We start from the raw sequence: 16,143 nt of genomic DNA, 5'->3' as shown, positions 1-16,143 counted from the left end.
ATTATTTAGGCAGAGGTAAAGCATTATTAGGCAGGGGAGGCAATTGTAAGGTTTCGAGGAAAGCAATAATTGCTTCTTGCCCATCGGAACCCAAGTTTTTGAATGCTTCAATTGCAGGATTTGCCTCGCTTCCCTCACTTTCGTGCATTAAGATCGCCTCTTTGAGATCCCGAGCGCGACCGTCATGCAGCCAAGGACCGCTATCCGCAACCCCCCACAAAGGTCGTGTTAAGAATTGACGGGCAGGAATTTTAATGCCTTGAACATCCGTCTGTTGTTCCACGGTATCCGAGAGACCTTCACCCATATCATGGAGTCTTAAATCGCTATAGAGCGGTACATTAATGACGTTGTCCGCAAATAATAGCTGTGTTTCAGGTAGACGCGGATAGACATAATTGGGTAAATTGTCTGCTGCGGTTGGAGTTAAATGAAGTGTATAACCCAATGCACTCGAGTCAAAAGCTGTTGGCGCAACAGAACGGAACGACTCTTCTAGCAGGTTTTGTACTGCTTCTGGTGAAGAATTTTCATTCAAGTTTGAGATCCGAACAGCTTCTTCTAAGCGTCCCTCTATTCCGGATGCTTTGAACTGTCGGATTACCGCTAAAGATTCGGTTGAAGGTTCGGGGATAATAATTGAAGAATTGCCGCCTCCACCTCCGGGACAATTAAGAATTTGATCTGGATTTTGGTTTGGGTTGGCAATTAATGTTGTCAGAGGTGACTGAATTCTCAGTTTTGGAATGTGACAACTCGCACAAGTTTGTCCGAAAAGTTGTTGCCCCCGAGCGACTACATCCTCTTTTCCGGAGGGAATAACTTGTGTGGGAGGACGGATCATAGCTACAAATGAGGTTAAGGCCGTGACATTCCCCACCGTCATTTCGTCAATTTTGCCATCGCGATCGCAATCGAAGTGACCGAATTTTTCCGAGGCTTGCATACTGAAATGGAAATTGAGCGCATCGCGGACAAAGTGCCGAAGACTGGAAGCGATCCCCTTCCATTGGAAGGGACGAACAACTAAATCTGTTGCCACTCCCCTAACTTGGCTGGTATCGTCAGTAAATTGCCCGGTGTTAGGATTGTAAGTTGAAGAAAAAAGTCCATACCCGACGTTGTAAGTGTTATAGTTGTCGGAACTAACGGCACGAGAGAAGTCGAGAGACTGTGAAACGTTCTTTCCGGGGCTTCGTTGAGCTAGATTATGAGTGAGGGATTTAATGCTTTGCAACTCATGAGTAATTTGGTTTGCCAATTCCTGAACATACCCACTCCCAAAGGCATGAGGGGAATTGCGGATGATTTCCGTCAAGGGGTTGGGAAAATCACCATTAATGAAAGCGTTAGAGGCAAATCCAGCCGTCCCCCCCGTCCCGCCGGGTTTACGCACCATTGCTTGACTTTCCGTACCGGGTGCGTGATAAGTGCCGATGGTATTGTGGCACTCAAAACAGCTTTGCGCCCCCAAACCATTGAGCTTCAGGAAGTTAATATCGGCATGGGGATAAAAGGCTTCCCTCTGGGCAGATTTTGGACCGGAAGGAATTCGAGCCTCTCCCATTCCATCCCCAGTTTTGCCATCATAGGGCGTAAAAGGAACGCTGAAAAACTGTTCCCCCGATTCTAAGACTTTACGCAGGGTATAATCCCCATTTAACAAGGTTTGTTGGTCGATGTTAACTTCTGGGGTAATTGCATTGGTCTGTGCCAAAGCACTTGCATTGAATGTGAAAATACTACCCACCAACAGTAGTGTGCTACTCAGTGCGAGTAGCATCCGTTTCAATTTAGTCATGGGTTCTCCTTAAGCGCGGAAAATTTGTAGGTTGTGGGCGATCGCGACAATCATCGCTGATAAGATTGATTTGCAGTTCGCCGTATGGCATAACCTAACTTTTAAAGTAAGTGATATGACCGACTCGTTCCCAAATTACACTACCTTCAGTTAATTTCAAACAAGGTTCACATTTTTTAATTTTCTACGATCGCATTTTGATATTGCTCTTGCTTGACGAATTCTCTGAGTGTTGCAATTTTTTCTTGTTTCTCTTATTGAGTATTTTTACTCATTGTAGTTTCAAAATTTACCCTGTTATAATCACCTTGGTAAAGAGATTTACAATAGAATACTATTCAGAGTAAACCTGTTCGATATCTTTTTCATTCCGGCAGATAAAAAGATATCTAGTGAAAAATATCTAGTGAGAGGATATTTTTCACTAGATTCACATGGCTCACAAAATTATGGGTAAACCTTGAGAACAAAAAAGCGATGAATCAAAGCAAAACGATGGTAAACCTCGTTGACAGAACAACCGTCTCAAACACTGAGTATGATGTTGTTATTGTCGGTGCAGGGGTTGCCGGAGCAATTGTTGCCAAAGAATTGAGCGAACAGGGGAAAACCGTCCTAATTCTTGAGGCAGGAACCGGTGAGGGTTTAACCCTTGAAGGTTTTCAGAGTTACGTTGAAACTTTCTACGGTGCTTTGGAAAAGAATGCCAACGCCCCTTATCCTTTAAATCCCAATGCTCTTAGCCCCACGGATGGTGCGAATGGCTATTTTGAAGAAAAAGGTCCCCTACCCCTGAGCGGTTCTTATACCCGAATCCTAGGTGGTACGACCATGCACTGGGAAGGAAAAACCCTCCGGATGATCCCCGAAGATTTTGAGTTACGCAGTAAGTACGGACAAGGTTTGGACTGGCCCATAACCTATGACGAACTGATGCCCTACTACCGTAAAGCAGAATATGAGATTGGGGTTTCGGGGAACACAGGAGAGCAAAAAGAGCTAGGCATCCGCTTTATCGATGGTTATGTCTTGCCGATGAAAGAACTTCCTCCTTCTTACTTAGATAAGAAAGTTAGCGAAAAAATTCACGGGACAACAGTTGAACTCCATGGCGAAACCATTCTCCTAAAACTCAGTACCTTTCCCCAAGGTCGCAATAGCATCCCGAACCCTGACTATCGCAATTACAACAATGGTTATGACTTCGTTCCCGATGGCGTGGCCAGTAAAAATCCGGTAGAATATGGAGAACGTTGCCAAGGGAACGCCAACTGCGTCTCCATCTGTCCGGTTCAAGCCAAATATGATGCCCGTAAAACCTTAAATACCATCGCTTTTCCCGATCGCGTCCATCTCCTTCCCAAAGCCGTCGCCTCCCAAGTAGAAATTGATAACGAAACCGGTCGCGTTACCGCCATTCACTACAAGCACTATCAAAATAAGAACTCTCCCGAACATACCGTTGGTACCGCCAGGGGTCGTTTATTTGTCTTAGCCGCTAATGCAGTGGAAAATGCGAAACTCATGCTGGCTTCCGGACTACCTAGCACCAGTGGGTTAATGGGTTGCAATCTTATGGATCACCCCTTCCTCCTCGCTTGGGCATTAATGCCCGAACGCACCGGTACTATGCGCGGACCCCTCGTCACATCCGGTATCGCCTCCTTTCGCACAGGCAATCTTCGCCAGCAACAATCGGCATTTGGGATTGATATTCATAATGACGGTTGGGGCTGGTCGGGTACCGGTGTAAATAACATCGTGCAGGATGCCATTGATAATCAAAGGAAATACGGAGTTGCACTGCGTGAGGAACTGATCGATCGCATCTCGCGGCAACTTCTGTTAGCCTTCATGTGCGAATTACCCGCCGATGCCAATAACCGAGTCACCATCGATCCCCAATACAAAGATCAACTGGGAATTTATCGTCCCGTCATTCATTTTAATATCCCCGATTATTGCAAAAAGGCCATGGCCTCTGCCCGTAATCTTTCTCGGACGATCTTCGATCGCTTGGGTGCAGAAGACCATACCCACTACGACGCATCAGATCCTGCCTACTTTGAGTACGAAGGAGAAGGCTACTGGTTTCGGGGCGGAAACCACTTTTCGGGAACTCATGTTATGGGAACGACGAAAGACAACTCCGTGGTAAATTCTCATCTGCGGTCTTGGGATCACGAGAATCTCTATCTCCTCGGTTCCGGAAGTATGCCCACCATTGGCACTTCCAATACGACCTTAAGTATTGCGGCCTTAAGTTTCCGAGCCTCCGAAGAAATGCTGCGGGACTTGAATACCTAATACCAATTCACAATTAGAACATCACAAAAATATTGCCAACAGAGGAATGACTGATGAGCGATCGATTAAGGTTGATTAAAACGATTGATGACCTGCGTTACTATCTGATTCAGGGCATGGCGATCGAACACGCAACCCTTCCCCCTTACCTAACTGCCCTTTACTCCCTTAAACCAGGCGCGAATCTAGACGCATTTCACATTATTCGCGCCGTGGCCGTAGAGGAAATGCTTCATTTGACCTTGGCCGCCAATGTCTTCAATGCCGTGGGGGGGAACATACAAGGAACATTGACAGCCGATAATTTTATTCCCACCTATCCGACCAAGCTACCCACCGGAGAAACAGATTTTGAAGTGAATGTCAGTAAGTTTTCCCCAGAAACCGTACAGACATTTCTCAAGATCGAACGTTCCAAGGAAGTGCCGGAAGATGCACCCTTAGTTTTACCGCGAAAACACTCATGGTTGCGGATTCTCGGCCTCGATCCCACCCAAGGTTTCTACAGTATCGGGCTGTTTTATGCAGAGGTGATCCGGGGTATGCAAGAACTGCATCGCGAGATGGGAGATGCCCTCTTCTGTGGCGATCCGAACAAGCAAATTACCCCGGAATACTACTATAATGGCGCAGGAGAAGTCATTCCCGTGACAGATATTCGCTCTGCCATCCGCGCCTTAAAAGTCATTCAAGAGCAAGGGGAAGGCTCCAGAATCGGAGCGATCTACGATGCAGAAAGAGAACTTTCTCACTACTATCGTTTTCAACAACTAGAATTGGGTCAATACTATGTAGTAGATAAGAACAATCCACTAGAGTCGGACGAACCCGATCGCCCCACAGGTGGAACCTTTACCGTGGATTGGGATGCCGTTTATCCCGTCTTGGAGAATGCGAAACTGGAGGATTATCCTCAAGGCACGGAGGTCTATACTCACGCTCAAGAGTTCCAGCAAGCCTACAGTCAGTTCCTCGCACAACTTGAATTCTCCTTTAACGGTCATCCTGACAAACTGCTTCCCGCCGTAGGAGGAATGTTCCGGCTCAAAGAATTGGCGAATAGTTTGATTCGCAACCCCATTCCGGGGCGGCAAGATGGATGCCATGCGGCGCCAATTTATCGCTTAGATCCCCCCCAGTAACGCAGATTAAACCCTAAAGCTCAAATTTTGTGGAGGTAAATAACGAGTGAATATTGATGCGCCCGAATTTATGGAGTATTTCTTGGATTTCTCCATCGTCGCTACCGGATTTTCTCGGTTTGATTTGCTAGGAACCGGACAAACATCCCTTTACTTTGATACCGTGCGCGGCATCATTGGTGGGGAGATGTTTGCAGAATTGTTGCAAATTTTTCACGATCGCGGTTTAGATCCGATTCTGGTGTCCCCCAAACTAGGGCCGATCGCCAGGAATATCATCAAACTCTGGTATATCGCAACTTGGGAAGAACTTTCCCCCATCTGGCACGAGATGTTTGGTGCTGGCCTTAATGATGCGACTTTTATTGTCGCTCCTTATGCCTATCCAGAAGGACTCTTGTGGAAGACGATTGGGGTTAATCCCCCCGCAGCCAAACCGCCAGGCTACGGGACTTGGAGCGCTCCTCCCGTATCCATCGCCCCCGCAGCCAAACCGAGTTAACTTTCTGAGGGCGATATCAAGTCTCAATGATTAGATATTAAGGCTCGGTCTGGACGAATCATTACAAACAAACCCACTTTAGTTTTTTAGTTTTCCCCAATCCAACACAAACATGAACATTAAATCTTGGTTTCGCACCCTTTGCGCGATCGCTCTGACCGTTATCGTTAGCTTGACCCTATTTAGTTTGCCAGCTTGGGCTTATGACCAAAGTGACCTCACTCATTTACTCAAAACCAATGAGTGTAATGACTGCGATCTCTCGGGGGCAGATTTATCTCAAATGGATTTATACGGTAGTGCAATGCTACGAGTAAATCTCACGGGAGCGAATCTCACGGGAACATTACTCAATGATGCCAAACTTCGAGGAGCGAATTTATCGGGAGCGGATTTGTCTGATGCTATCCTCATGGGGACAACTTTATCAGAAGCGGATCTAACCAATGCGACGCTCCGCAACGCAGATTTGTACAATGTTCTGATCGATCGCGCCACCTTAGTGAAAGCGAATCTCAAGGACGCGGATCTGGACTCAGCCATTTTATCCAATGCGGATTTGTCTGATGCAGATGGCAGCAATGCCAATTTTAATAACACGATTCTCACGGGAGCAATTCTCACGGGAGCTAACTTAAATCATGCTCAGATGCGACGGTCTCGGTTGATCAATACTAATCTCAGAGACGCGGATCTGTGCGATGTCGATCTCTTTCGCGCCATCATGCCGAATAGTACGATTTATAACGGCGATGTTGCCCAGTTTGGTGCAGATGAATGCGCACATCATTGAGACAAACACAAACTAAGGAATCATTCAAAACGGAGACATTCATGATATCTATCCTCAGAAACAGTAAATCCTTGTTGCAAAAAATCGGACGTTTCGCGATCGCCGCAGTCTTGGCAACCTTAATGGCGATCGCCCCTGCATTTCCCGCTCATGCCGATACAAGCAGCGATGCTTACAAGCAATTTGCTTGTCCCTCAAATCCCACTCCTATTGCCCCCACTTTTGATCCTGCTTTAGTGCGTTTAGGTATTACCCCAACAGGTTGGAGCAACAGTGACGATCCCAGCATCGATACGGTTCCCCCCACCCAGTACCGTCAGATTCTCAGCGAAATGGCACTGGCTGGCTTTAAAGGTTCACAGATGTCCGGCAAATTCCCCAAGGATATGGAAGTCTTAAAAAGCGAGTTGGCATTGCGGGATATCACCATTTCCGAGCCGTGGGTGGGAACATTTTTCACCATTGGTGCAGCCGCAGATAGTCAAAGAATCTTTGACGAACAAATGGCCTTCATGCAGTCCCTTGATGAAGATACCATCGTCGTCGCCGAACTGGGAGGAGCCGTCCATCAACAACCCATCGCACCTTTACCCAACCGACCGATTTTTAGCAACGAACAATGGGATCAATTAACGGCAGGATTAAATGATTTAGGAGAACAAGCCTACAATGCAGGGATGGTGTTGGTGTACCATCCCCATGTGGGAACGGGAGTCGAAACCCCAGCAGATGTCGATCGCTTAATGGAAAATACCGATCCTCGATATCTCAAATTACTTCTCGATACAGGCCACCTTTACTATGCAATTGCCGAGGACTCCAATAAAACATCCACTGAAATTCTCGCAGAAATTGAGGCACTGACAACGAAATATGCCGATCGCATCAAGCACGTTCACATGAAAAACATCCGCGAGTCGGTATTAAAAGACTCGATCGCCTCGGGAGTGAGCTTTCTCGACTCCATTCGCGCGGGTTCTTTTACCGTCCCCGGAGATAGCGCGGGAGTTATCGACTTCAACCCCATTTTACAAACCCTAGCCAACGTGAATTATCAAGGTTGGTTAATCGTTGAAGCCGAACAAGACCCCAACAAAGCCAACCCTTTGCAATATGCGTTAATGGCTCGTTGTTATCTGGAGAAAGCAACAGGTTTATAAGTTGGTTTCCGTCACAAAATCACAAAATAAAAGGAGGTAGGCAATGGAAAGTCGCGATCGCAGCGAAATTAGAAGGGTCTTCGAGGAAGTCTATGCTGAAAACACGAGAACCAAAAATATCGAGGGGTACGGCGATATGTACACCGAAAATGCCCTCTGGATGGCTCCCAATGTCCCCGATCGCTGCGGTCGGGAAGATATTATGGCAGGGTTTGCCGAGAGCATTGCCCATCAAGACATCGACCCGGTTTTCACGGCTGATGAAATTGAGGTAATGGGGGATTTTGGTTATGTCATTGGCATCTCTCTGGCAACCATTTATCCCGAAGATGACAGCCCTTCTAAACAGGCCAAATTTCGCGCTCTTTGGTTAATGAAAAAAGAGTGTGGAGAATGGAAAATTGACCGCCAAATTTGGAATAACAAACCCCTCTAATTGTCTAATTCACTTGATTTACTGATGATTAGAAAGATCGGCAGTAAAAATCAAACTAACCTCTAATATTCGGGTTAATGTGCAAACTTTGGAAATCGATTAAAAAGCGACTTATGAGTACCTCACCCTCTTTGCCAGATATTTACCTCAGTTTTTTTATGTTCACCACGGATATGCAGCCCGATAATTTGGCATATCGGCAAACCGTGGTAGAGCGCATTCAACAGTTACAAACTTTTGGTTATCGTGGGTTTGAATTTCCCATTGCTCCTCCCAGCAATACCCCAAATTACTCAAAAGATTTGGCAGATTATACAGGGCTGCGGGCTTATTTGGACTCGAAAGGATTAGGTGAGGTTAAAATTTCTACAAATGTAGGAGCAACTCGCACTTTCGATCCCAGTTCTCCCTACTTGCAACAACGGGAAAAAGCCCTAGAATATCTGAAATCTAGGGTTGATATTACGGCGGCTTTAAGGGGTCAAATTATGATGGGTCCTATTGTCATTCCCTATGGCGTTTTTCCCACCACAGACTTTAACGAGCCAATTTGGAGCGATCGCCTGCAAGATCTGCTTGCAGTACGCTATCAAGCAGCACAACCCATTCTCAATGAACTCGGCGAATATGCTACGGGGAAAAACGTTAAATTGGCGATCGAACCAATTACCCATTGGGAAACTCCCGGACCCAATAAATTGTCGCAATTAATGGACTTTCTCAAAGGAGTAGAAAGTAAACAAGTTGGGGTAGTAATTGATAGCGCTCACGAAACCCTAGATGGAGAAGGTCCGGAGATATTTAAAACCCAAGTAGCCGAATTGGCCTCAGAAGGAAGATTGCATTACGTGCAAGTTTCTCCCCCCGATCGCGGCGCTTTGCATACCAGTTGGCTATCTTGGCAATCTTTCCTAGAACCCATTTTACGAGTCTATCAAGGACCGATCGCCGTAGAAATCTTTAATGCTATTCCCGCTTTTGCAAACTCCCTACGCTTGACGCGACGCAAGTTTTGGATACCAGGAGAAGATGCCCCCAATAGCTATCCCAATGCCTACGATATTGCAGATGCAGCCATCCAAAAAACCCAACAGAAAATCAAAAAAGTTAAAAAAGTTATCGGGCTTTCTTAAATAATTCAATGATCATTCAATTATTACCCAAACCTAGAGGGATTATCTCCATCTTTTTGATATTTTTCCTCACTTTATCCTCAATTTTCTGGGGTGGGGATATGGCGATCGCCGCTTCTGTCTCCGGAGGAAGAAAAACAATGGGACAGTGGAAAACTATCCCTATGCCTCCCCAGAGAGATCGCATCCAGTCCGTCCATACAACCCTTTTACCCAATGGTAAAGTTTTAATGGTAAATGGTAGTAGTTTTCGCAGTACCCTCATTAAAGAAAACGGCGAATACGCTTTTATTGAAGGAATCGATCCTACTAACTACGAGGCGATCGATAATACAGGATTACTCGACCCCAGCACAGGAGAATTCAAACGCATTCCTTCCCCTCCAGCCCTACAAAATGGAACAACAAACGACCTTTTTTGTTCGGGTCACGTCCAATTAGCCGATGGTAATGTTTTATTTATCGGTGGAACCGGACGTTATTACCCTGGAGGAGCCTTTACGGGGACAAAACAGATCAACTTGTATGATTGGCAAACAGAGACTTGGAAAAACTTAGGAGAGATGCAAGAAGGGCGTTGGTATCCCAGTTTAATTCCCCTCGCCGATGGTAAAGTTGTCATTTTTTCCGGTTTAAAATGGGGAGAACCCAATCAAATTAACCCCAGCATCGAAATTTACGATCCCAAAACCCAAAAACTACATTATATCGATCTTACGACCGTTAGAAACAGTCCTTTTAACACCCTTGTAGAAGATGAGGATGTTTACGATAGTGTCGATCTTTATCCTCGTGTTTTTCCCTTAGCTGATGGACGACTATTACTCACTGGAGATGAAGCGGGTATTGCTGGAGTTTTAGTTCCTCATCTGAGCAAAAAAAGCTATTTAATGACTATTGAAGAAGCAGAAGACGGAGCAGTTTCTGTGAGCTTTGAACGAGGTCCAAATCGAGCGGAAACCAGCAAAGCCTATGGCACAGCCCTACAAGTTCCCAATTCTGAAGAAGTATTACTCTTAGGAGGGATTATCGGCACCAATAGTATTAGTTTTGGCCGGGGTGGCGATACATCGGGATTTCCAGGAGCAAGAATTTCCACCAGCTTGCAACATTGGATTTCCCCGGAAAATAGCGGTGAAAAGAATGGAAAATGGGAAATTTTTCCCGATTTTCTCAATCCCCCTAGGGCTAACTTACAAGCAGTTATTTTGCCCAGCCAAGAAATTTTAGTCATTAATGGGGGGGAATATCCGGAGTATAAACCCGTTTACAAACCGTTACTAATGACCCCCGATGAAACTGCCGAAGCCGGTTATAAAACGACATTATTAAAGTCTGCTAAATATCCCAGACTGTATCATAATGGGGCCGTTTTATTACCCGACGCTCGAGTGTTAGTTTTAGGTGGAAATGCCAATCGAGCCGCCCGAGACGAAGAGGGAAAAGTTCATGTGGATGTTGTTGGCGATCAAACCACCTTTTTCAAATTTGCCCAGTTACAAGATAAATTCGGTCAAGCTGTAGAATTTGATGTGAAAACATTTTATAAAGAGCCGCAATATTATTTTGTTGAAGGAGATCCAGAACCCTTTGTTCCGGCGGAAATTTGGAAAGGAGAAATCTTTAGTCCTCCCTATTTATTTAAGTCAGGTCCCCGTCCGGAAATTATCAGCGCCCCCGATATTCTCAAATATGGTCAACCGGGAAGCATTACCGTTAAGGATAGTACAAAAACGGCTTCTCTTGTTCTCAATAAACTCGGCTCTATTACCCATTCTTTTGATTATGGTCAACGGTTAGCACAGTTGCCGATTGAAATCTTAAAAGATGGTTCTTTAGTGGCATTTACCGCCCCGGAAAATGCCAATCTTTATCCTCCAGGATATTACATGATGTTTTACCTCAATGACATCGGGAAACCTTCCCACGCCAAAATGGTGAAACTTGAGGGATAATAACAGAATTTTTCTCAATTTTTCTCAATTTTTCTCAATTTTTCTCAATCCTTCTCTCAAAAATTTGTAGCCAACCTTCACGAAAAAGGTATAACCTTATGCCCCTCAGACCAGAAGATTTAATCAATATCCCAGAAACCGGAATCGACCCCGATAACCCTGGCAAATATCAAGGGTTACTTGAAGATTTACAGGGAAACATTTTGAAGGGACACGGACGGGATTATAGCGTGCATCTCTTTTTACAATGGCAACCCGAACAAAGCGATCGCGCCAAACAATGGATACAAGACTTTACCCAAACCTATGTTAAATCCGCTCAGAAGCAGGCTGATGAAGCCTTATGCTATCGACAAGAAGGAATTTCAGGAGGTGTTTTTGCGAATTTTTTCTTAACTCGTAAAGGCTATGAAAAATTGGGCTTTGAACCTTTTCAAGTTCCTAAAGATCGGCCTTTTACCATGGGGATGAAGAACGAGCAAATCCGAGCTTTTTTAGGAGATCCCAAAGTCGAACAGTGGGAAACAGGTCTCCAGAATGAAATTCATGCCTTGATTTTAATCGCTGATGACAATCTTAGCGATTTATTACAAACAGTCAACCAGATTGCCCAAGCAGTGCGTCAAGTTGCTGTCATTCTTCATCGAGAAGATGGCTTTATTCTCAGGAATAAAGCGGGACAGATCGTCGAACATTTTGGCTTTGTGGATGGGGTCAGCCAGCCTCTATTTATCAAGCGAGATATTGTCAGGGCGCAAACTAACGATTGCAATTTTAGTCAATGGGATCCTCGAGCTTCCTTAAATGTTATTCTGGTTAAAGATCCCAATGGCAAAACAGAAGACAGTTACGGTAGTTATTTGGTCTATCGAAAACTCGAACAAAATGTTAAGGGATTTCGCCAAGATCGACAACAACTTGCCCAAACTTTAAACATTAAAGAGGATTTAGCGGCGGCTTTCGCGATCGGTCGTTTTCCAGATGGAACTCCTGTCACTAAATCCGATATTCCCACCTATGCTGTAACCCCAACCAATAACTTTAATTATGATGAGGATGTAGCAGCAACAAAATGTCCGTTTCACGCCCATATTCGCAAAACCAATCCTCGCGGAGATACGGGTCGGGTAGAGTCTTCCCCCGGTTATGATGAGGCTTTAGCGATCGAGAAAAATCATCGGATTGCCCGACGCGCCGTTAGTTATGGAGAAAACGACCCGAATCAAACACCTGAAACGGGGTCGGGATTATTGTTCCTTTGTTTTCAAGCCAATATTGAAAACCAGTTTAATTTTATGCAGTCGAGATGGGCAAATCCTACTCGCTTTGTTAAAGTTGGTGTTGGTCCCGATCCTTTAATCGGTCAACCCGAAGGCACACAAAAATGGCCGCAAAAATGGGGGGAAGAAGAGACGCAGGATTACAGTTTTAAACTTTGGGTTTCGATGAAAGGTGGGGAATATTTCTTTGCCCCTAGCATCAGTTTCCTGACCCATTTAGCAGAAATACCGAGAATCCCCCTATCGTAATCTTCGATTCGATAATCGGCTTACAAAGGAATGCTTCCCCAACTCAAATGCGATCGCCTTGCTTGGTTGCAAAGTTTTCCCAGTTGGCGATCGATTTTATCGGCGATCGCAAGGAGTCACCTCTCCATCGGGCATAATCGTGCGACAGAAGAAAACATTCTCTAAAATCGCATTGTCTAGATTGGCATCCCTTAAATTAGTATCGATTAACTTTGCCCCGGTTAAATCCGCACCCTCCAAATTTGCACCCTCTAAATTTGCCCCGCTTAAAATAGCGCCTCGTAAATCCATTCCCGCTAAATAGGCAGAGGATAAATCAGCATCCCGCAAGTTTTTTCCTTCTGCACCCTGATTAATTAATTCTGCAACTCGTTCCGATCGCGCGTCAATTAATGTGCCAGGATTAATTGTTGCACCGCGAAAGTCAACTAAACTTAAATTGGCACCCCGTAAGTCCACATCCGTTAAGATTGTATTTTCAAAATATGCCCCCGTTAAATCAGCACCGCGCAAGTCTGTATGGCGTAATTCTGCGCCAATAAAATTAGCGGCGGTTAGATCGGTATTGTTCATATCTGCATAAACCAGTAACGAAGATGCAAAATTTGTTCTCGTGAGATTAGCACCCCGTAACTTGGTAATAAAAAGATACGCCCCTTCTAAATTAACCTCTTCTAAATTTGCTCCCTCTAAATTAACCCCTTCCAAATTCGCGCCACTGAGATCGGCTCCTGCTAAATCGCGTCCTAACACCCTTTTATTAACCAATTCCCACACCAATAACCATTTACTATCTAAAACTGTTTCGCTACTGATTTGGCTACCTTTAAAGTTCGTCCGAAATAGATTTGCCCCCCCTAAATGAGTGCCTTGCAAATTAGTATCCTGTAGGGTTGTTCTGAGTAGATTTGCTCCTACTAAACTTGCACCAGATAAATTCGCACTCTTCAAATTCGCATTACTTAAATTCGCCAAGGCTAAATTAGCTTTGGTAAAATTGGCACTTTTTAAAGTTCCATCTTCAATATTTGCTTCCGTTAAATTCGCAAAAGTTAAATTCGCCCCCGTCAAATTGGCTCGTTCTAAATTTGCTTGTTGGAGATCGGCATTTTTTAAATTGACTCGATACATATAAACGCCAGGAAGTTGTGCTTGTTGCAAATTGGCCCCTTCCATATTTGCCGCACCCAAATTAGAATTACGGAAATCTGCTTGGCGTAGATTCGCCCCTAATAAATTCACCCCTTCTAATTTTGCCCCTTTGAAATCTGCCTGTAAGAGATCGGCATCTTCAATATCCGCGCCGCGCAAATCTTCCCCCCCGAGGGGTGCCCGACGAAGATTACAACCAATGCAGGCTTTTTCGTCTCTTAACTGTGCCAAATCTCTGCGACTGTAGGCGATCGCGGCGGGGGCTGTCAGGGCGATCGCGACAAAGGTAATCAGAAAGAGAAGCGCGTAAAATGTTCTTTTTTTCAACGAGGGAAGGCGATCGCGCAAAAATGCAAAAATTCTCTGGTGCATGGGATTTTGAGCCTAGAAATCCGATACCCCAAATCTATCACGGGGGGAAACCGATTCACGTTGCTACTTTTCATCATGTTAGTATGCGTTGCCCCGATCGCCGATCCCCATTGGTGGATAATACCGTTGTGTCCTCGGCTGATAGTGCCACCCCGTGGCTAACTCCATCGCTGCTTCAACGGGTAAAGTAGCTCTATGGGCTCGAGTAGACACGGACTCGGCGTTGAGTTGTTTGAGGTCGCAGAGTTCTTCTAAGGTTAGTCCAGATTTGGCTAGATTTTCCAGATCTACGGGGTGAGATTTGGGGGTATCCCACTCGGGAGAGACAAATTCTGCTTCTACAGTTTCCACGATCGCCGGCGCGATCGATTTAACTGACTCCTCTTTCTGTTCAACGGTTTTCAAGCGCTTGTGCAGATTTTTAACTTGTTTGCTAACGAGGGTTAACTGTTTGGTGAGGGCAGCTAACCGATCCGACTCTGGGACAATAGAGGAAGAGTCGAGTTCAAGAAAAGAGGCGATCGCCAATTTGAGAACATCAGACTGATTCAGATCCCGTTCGGAGGCATAGCGATCGATGGCTTCAAGCCATTCTTGGGGGATTTGACAGCTAATTGACGGGATGGAGGACATAATAGAAAAAACCCTATTACTGAATCGCAAGCCGATAGTACAACAACAACACTTTATCTCAATCATGCTCGATCGCGTTGCAGAAGCCATCAAGCGGCAAGATTACCGGGGGGCGGCCAAACTCTTAAAACCCCTGATCGACAAGGATGGTAAGAACCCTTGGGTGCGATTTTATGCTGGGCGCATTCAGGAAGGACTTGGGAAGCGAGAAGCTGCGGAAAAAATTTATCTTTATCTTTTACCCAAAACGACGAATCCTAAACTTATTGCCCAAATTCGCAAGGGAATTTCTCGCCTGGAAATGGCGGCGCGATCGCAAAAGGAACAGGCGATCGCCAAGGCGGTGACAAGCCAAGGAGGGGACAATTTAGGGGTCTTAATTCTCGAACCGATCGCCCCAGAAGTGAAGCAAGAAGCGGCAAAGGCCTTTGGTAAAATCGTCAATTTGGATGCTTATACCGCCCGTTTGCGCTTACCGACACGAGGATGGCGGCTATATCGTCCTGGAAAAATGGGCGAACTTATTTATTATGTTTCCCGTCTCCAACAGGTTAATATTCCCAGTTTTTGTTTCCCTTTGAGTCAAATTGAGGCGATCCAGGTGTTGGAGGTGCATTATTTTAAAATGCTCAACTCTCAAATTCTAGTACGCTGTAAAAGTAGTGCCGGATCGGAGGGAGAATTTAGTTTCACTTGGCCAGAAGTTACTCAGCGCGTTATCGGGCGCATTCCTTTGTTTGAGTCGGTGGTGGTTTTTGATGCGAGGCGCAAATTACAGCGTAAAACTCAAAAACAAGATAGCGTTCCTTTTTGCGATCTGCACCTACCTCAGAGAAATTGTATTCTTCGCTTTTGCGATCGCACTTATCAATTTCAAAAAGGGGTTACTTTCGCCACAAAACCTACTTCTTTGCCTCTTGGAGAACGAGAAACGGCGAGTAAAAATTGGCATTATTTGACGGAATTTTTAGATAATACTTTAAGCAAATGTCCGGTTCGAGATGATTTTACGATTTTTGCTGAGACGGCGATCGACTTCCGCGAAACCCTCGATCGCCTCAAATCTCGTATCGATCTCGAACGACGCAAACCCAGTCTTTGGGATCAAGCCTTTCAACTTTATAGTGGCTTGCATTTTTGGCGCGATCGTTAAGGGGATTTGCTTTTTCGCCACGGAAACTGCATTAACAGTCCCATAACTACACTAGATATAAAACCGACAAACAGG

The 16,143-nt window shown here is 45.2% G+C and carries 13 protein-coding genes; 10 read left to right on the top strand and 3 right to left on the bottom strand.

Annotated elements, in window-relative coordinates; genetic code table 11:
• Position 1: 1 nt before the first annotated feature.
• On the bottom strand, positions 2 to 1,801 hold the full coding sequence (locus tag VB714_RS17125; protein ID WP_323225854.1) for a c-type cytochrome: 1,800 nt from the start codon (positions 1,799 to 1,801) through the stop codon (positions 2 to 4).
• Between the two features lie 477 nt (positions 1,802 to 2,278).
• On the opposite strand from VB714_RS17125, the gene VB714_RS17120 reads away from it, so the two are divergent.
• The 9 genes from VB714_RS17120 to VB714_RS17080 all read left to right on the top strand — a co-directional run bounded on the left by VB714_RS17120 (position 2,279) and on the right by VB714_RS17080 (position 12,758).
• A complete protein-coding gene (locus tag VB714_RS17120) occupies positions 2,279 to 4,108 on the top strand; it encodes a GMC family oxidoreductase (protein WP_416309722.1) in 1,830 nt (609 codons plus the stop codon).
• A 53-nt stretch (positions 4,109 to 4,161) separates the two neighbouring features.
• Complete coding sequence (locus VB714_RS17115; RefSeq protein WP_323225852.1) at positions 4,162 to 5,250, top strand: ferritin-like protein; 1,089 nt, start codon at positions 4,162 to 4,164, stop codon at positions 5,248 to 5,250.
• A gap of 46 nt (positions 5,251 to 5,296) precedes the next feature.
• On the top strand, positions 5,297 to 5,752 hold the full coding sequence (locus VB714_RS17110) for a hypothetical protein (protein ID WP_323225851.1): 456 nt from the start codon (positions 5,297 to 5,299) through the stop codon (positions 5,750 to 5,752).
• Positions 5,753 to 5,864: 112 nt separating this feature from the next.
• Positions 5,865 to 6,545: a pentapeptide repeat-containing protein gene (locus VB714_RS17105; RefSeq protein ID WP_323225850.1), complete on the top strand. Its 681-nt coding sequence runs from the start codon at positions 5,865 to 5,867 to the stop codon at positions 6,543 to 6,545.
• A 41-nt stretch (positions 6,546 to 6,586) separates the two neighbouring features.
• Positions 6,587 to 7,705, top strand: coding sequence for a myo-inosose-2 dehydratase (gene iolE, locus VB714_RS17100; protein ID WP_323225849.1), 1,119 nt, complete (start codon positions 6,587 to 6,589; stop codon positions 7,703 to 7,705).
• Between the two features lie 43 nt (positions 7,706 to 7,748).
• The gene (locus tag VB714_RS17095; protein ID WP_323225848.1) at positions 7,749 to 8,141 is read left to right on the top strand and encodes a YybH family protein; all 393 of its coding nucleotides are present in this window, start codon (positions 7,749 to 7,751) and stop codon (positions 8,139 to 8,141) included.
• 113 nt (positions 8,142 to 8,254) lie between these two features.
• Positions 8,255 to 9,274, top strand: coding sequence for a sugar phosphate isomerase/epimerase family protein (locus VB714_RS17090; protein ID WP_323225847.1), 1,020 nt, complete (start codon positions 8,255 to 8,257; stop codon positions 9,272 to 9,274).
• 8 nt (positions 9,275 to 9,282) lie between these two features.
• On the top strand, positions 9,283 to 11,229 hold the full coding sequence (locus VB714_RS17085; RefSeq protein WP_323225846.1) for a galactose oxidase early set domain-containing protein: 1,947 nt from the start codon (positions 9,283 to 9,285) through the stop codon (positions 11,227 to 11,229).
• Between the two features lie 98 nt (positions 11,230 to 11,327).
• The gene (locus VB714_RS17080) at positions 11,328 to 12,758 is read left to right on the top strand and encodes a Dyp-type peroxidase (RefSeq protein ID WP_323225845.1); all 1,431 of its coding nucleotides are present in this window, start codon (positions 11,328 to 11,330) and stop codon (positions 12,756 to 12,758) included.
• Between the two features lie 96 nt (positions 12,759 to 12,854).
• Here VB714_RS17080 and VB714_RS17075 read toward each other — a convergent pair whose 3' ends face one another.
• The gene (locus VB714_RS17075; protein WP_323225844.1) at positions 12,855 to 14,282 is read right to left on the bottom strand and encodes a pentapeptide repeat-containing protein; all 1,428 of its coding nucleotides are present in this window, start codon (positions 14,280 to 14,282) and stop codon (positions 12,855 to 12,857) included.
• Between the two features lie 78 nt (positions 14,283 to 14,360).
• Positions 14,361 to 14,915 carry a hypothetical protein gene (locus tag VB714_RS17070; RefSeq protein ID WP_323225843.1) on the bottom strand — a complete coding sequence of 185 codons (555 nt, stop codon included), beginning with the start codon at positions 14,913 to 14,915 and terminating at the stop codon, positions 14,361 to 14,363.
• Between VB714_RS17070 and VB714_RS17065 the strand changes: the two genes are divergently transcribed.
• On the top strand, positions 14,905 to 16,068 hold the full coding sequence (locus tag VB714_RS17065) for a tetratricopeptide repeat protein (RefSeq protein WP_323225842.1): 1,164 nt from the start codon (positions 14,905 to 14,907) through the stop codon (positions 16,066 to 16,068). The genes VB714_RS17070 and VB714_RS17065 overlap by 11 nt on opposite strands.
• Positions 16,069 to 16,143: the final 75 nt, after the last annotated feature.

The organism is Spirulina sp. 06S082 (genome assembly GCF_034932145.1).
GTDB lineage: Bacteria > Cyanobacteriota > Cyanobacteriia > Cyanobacteriales > Spirulinaceae > CCY15215.
Note: the sequence above shows the minus strand (reverse complement) of the source record. Positions and strands in the feature narration are given on the sequence as shown.

Coding starts and splice junctions, on each gene's coding strand:
- VB714_RS17125 (WP_323225854.1), bottom strand. CDS start 1,801: ATGACTAAATTGAAACGGATGCTACTCGCACTGAGTAGCACACTACTG.
- VB714_RS17120 (WP_416309722.1), top strand. CDS start 2,279: ATGAATCAAAGCAAAACGATGGTAAACCTCGTTGACAGAACAACCGTC.
- VB714_RS17115 (WP_323225852.1), top strand. CDS start 4,162: ATGAGCGATCGATTAAGGTTGATTAAAACGATTGATGACCTGCGTTAC.
- VB714_RS17105 (WP_323225850.1), top strand. CDS start 5,865: ATGAACATTAAATCTTGGTTTCGCACCCTTTGCGCGATCGCTCTGACC.
- iolE (WP_323225849.1), top strand. CDS start 6,587: ATGATATCTATCCTCAGAAACAGTAAATCCTTGTTGCAAAAAATCGGA.
- VB714_RS17095 (WP_323225848.1), top strand. CDS start 7,749: ATGGAAAGTCGCGATCGCAGCGAAATTAGAAGGGTCTTCGAGGAAGTC.
- VB714_RS17090 (WP_323225847.1), top strand. CDS start 8,255: ATGAGTACCTCACCCTCTTTGCCAGATATTTACCTCAGTTTTTTTATG.
- VB714_RS17085 (WP_323225846.1), top strand. CDS start 9,283: ATGATCATTCAATTATTACCCAAACCTAGAGGGATTATCTCCATCTTT.
- VB714_RS17080 (WP_323225845.1), top strand. CDS start 11,328: ATGCCCCTCAGACCAGAAGATTTAATCAATATCCCAGAAACCGGAATC.
- VB714_RS17075 (WP_323225844.1), bottom strand. CDS start 14,282: ATGCACCAGAGAATTTTTGCATTTTTGCGCGATCGCCTTCCCTCGTTG.
- VB714_RS17065 (WP_323225842.1), top strand. CDS start 14,905: ATGGAGGACATAATAGAAAAAACCCTATTACTGAATCGCAAGCCGATA.
- VB714_RS17070 (WP_323225843.1), bottom strand. CDS start 14,915: ATGTCCTCCATCCCGTCAATTAGCTGTCAAATCCCCCAAGAATGGCTT.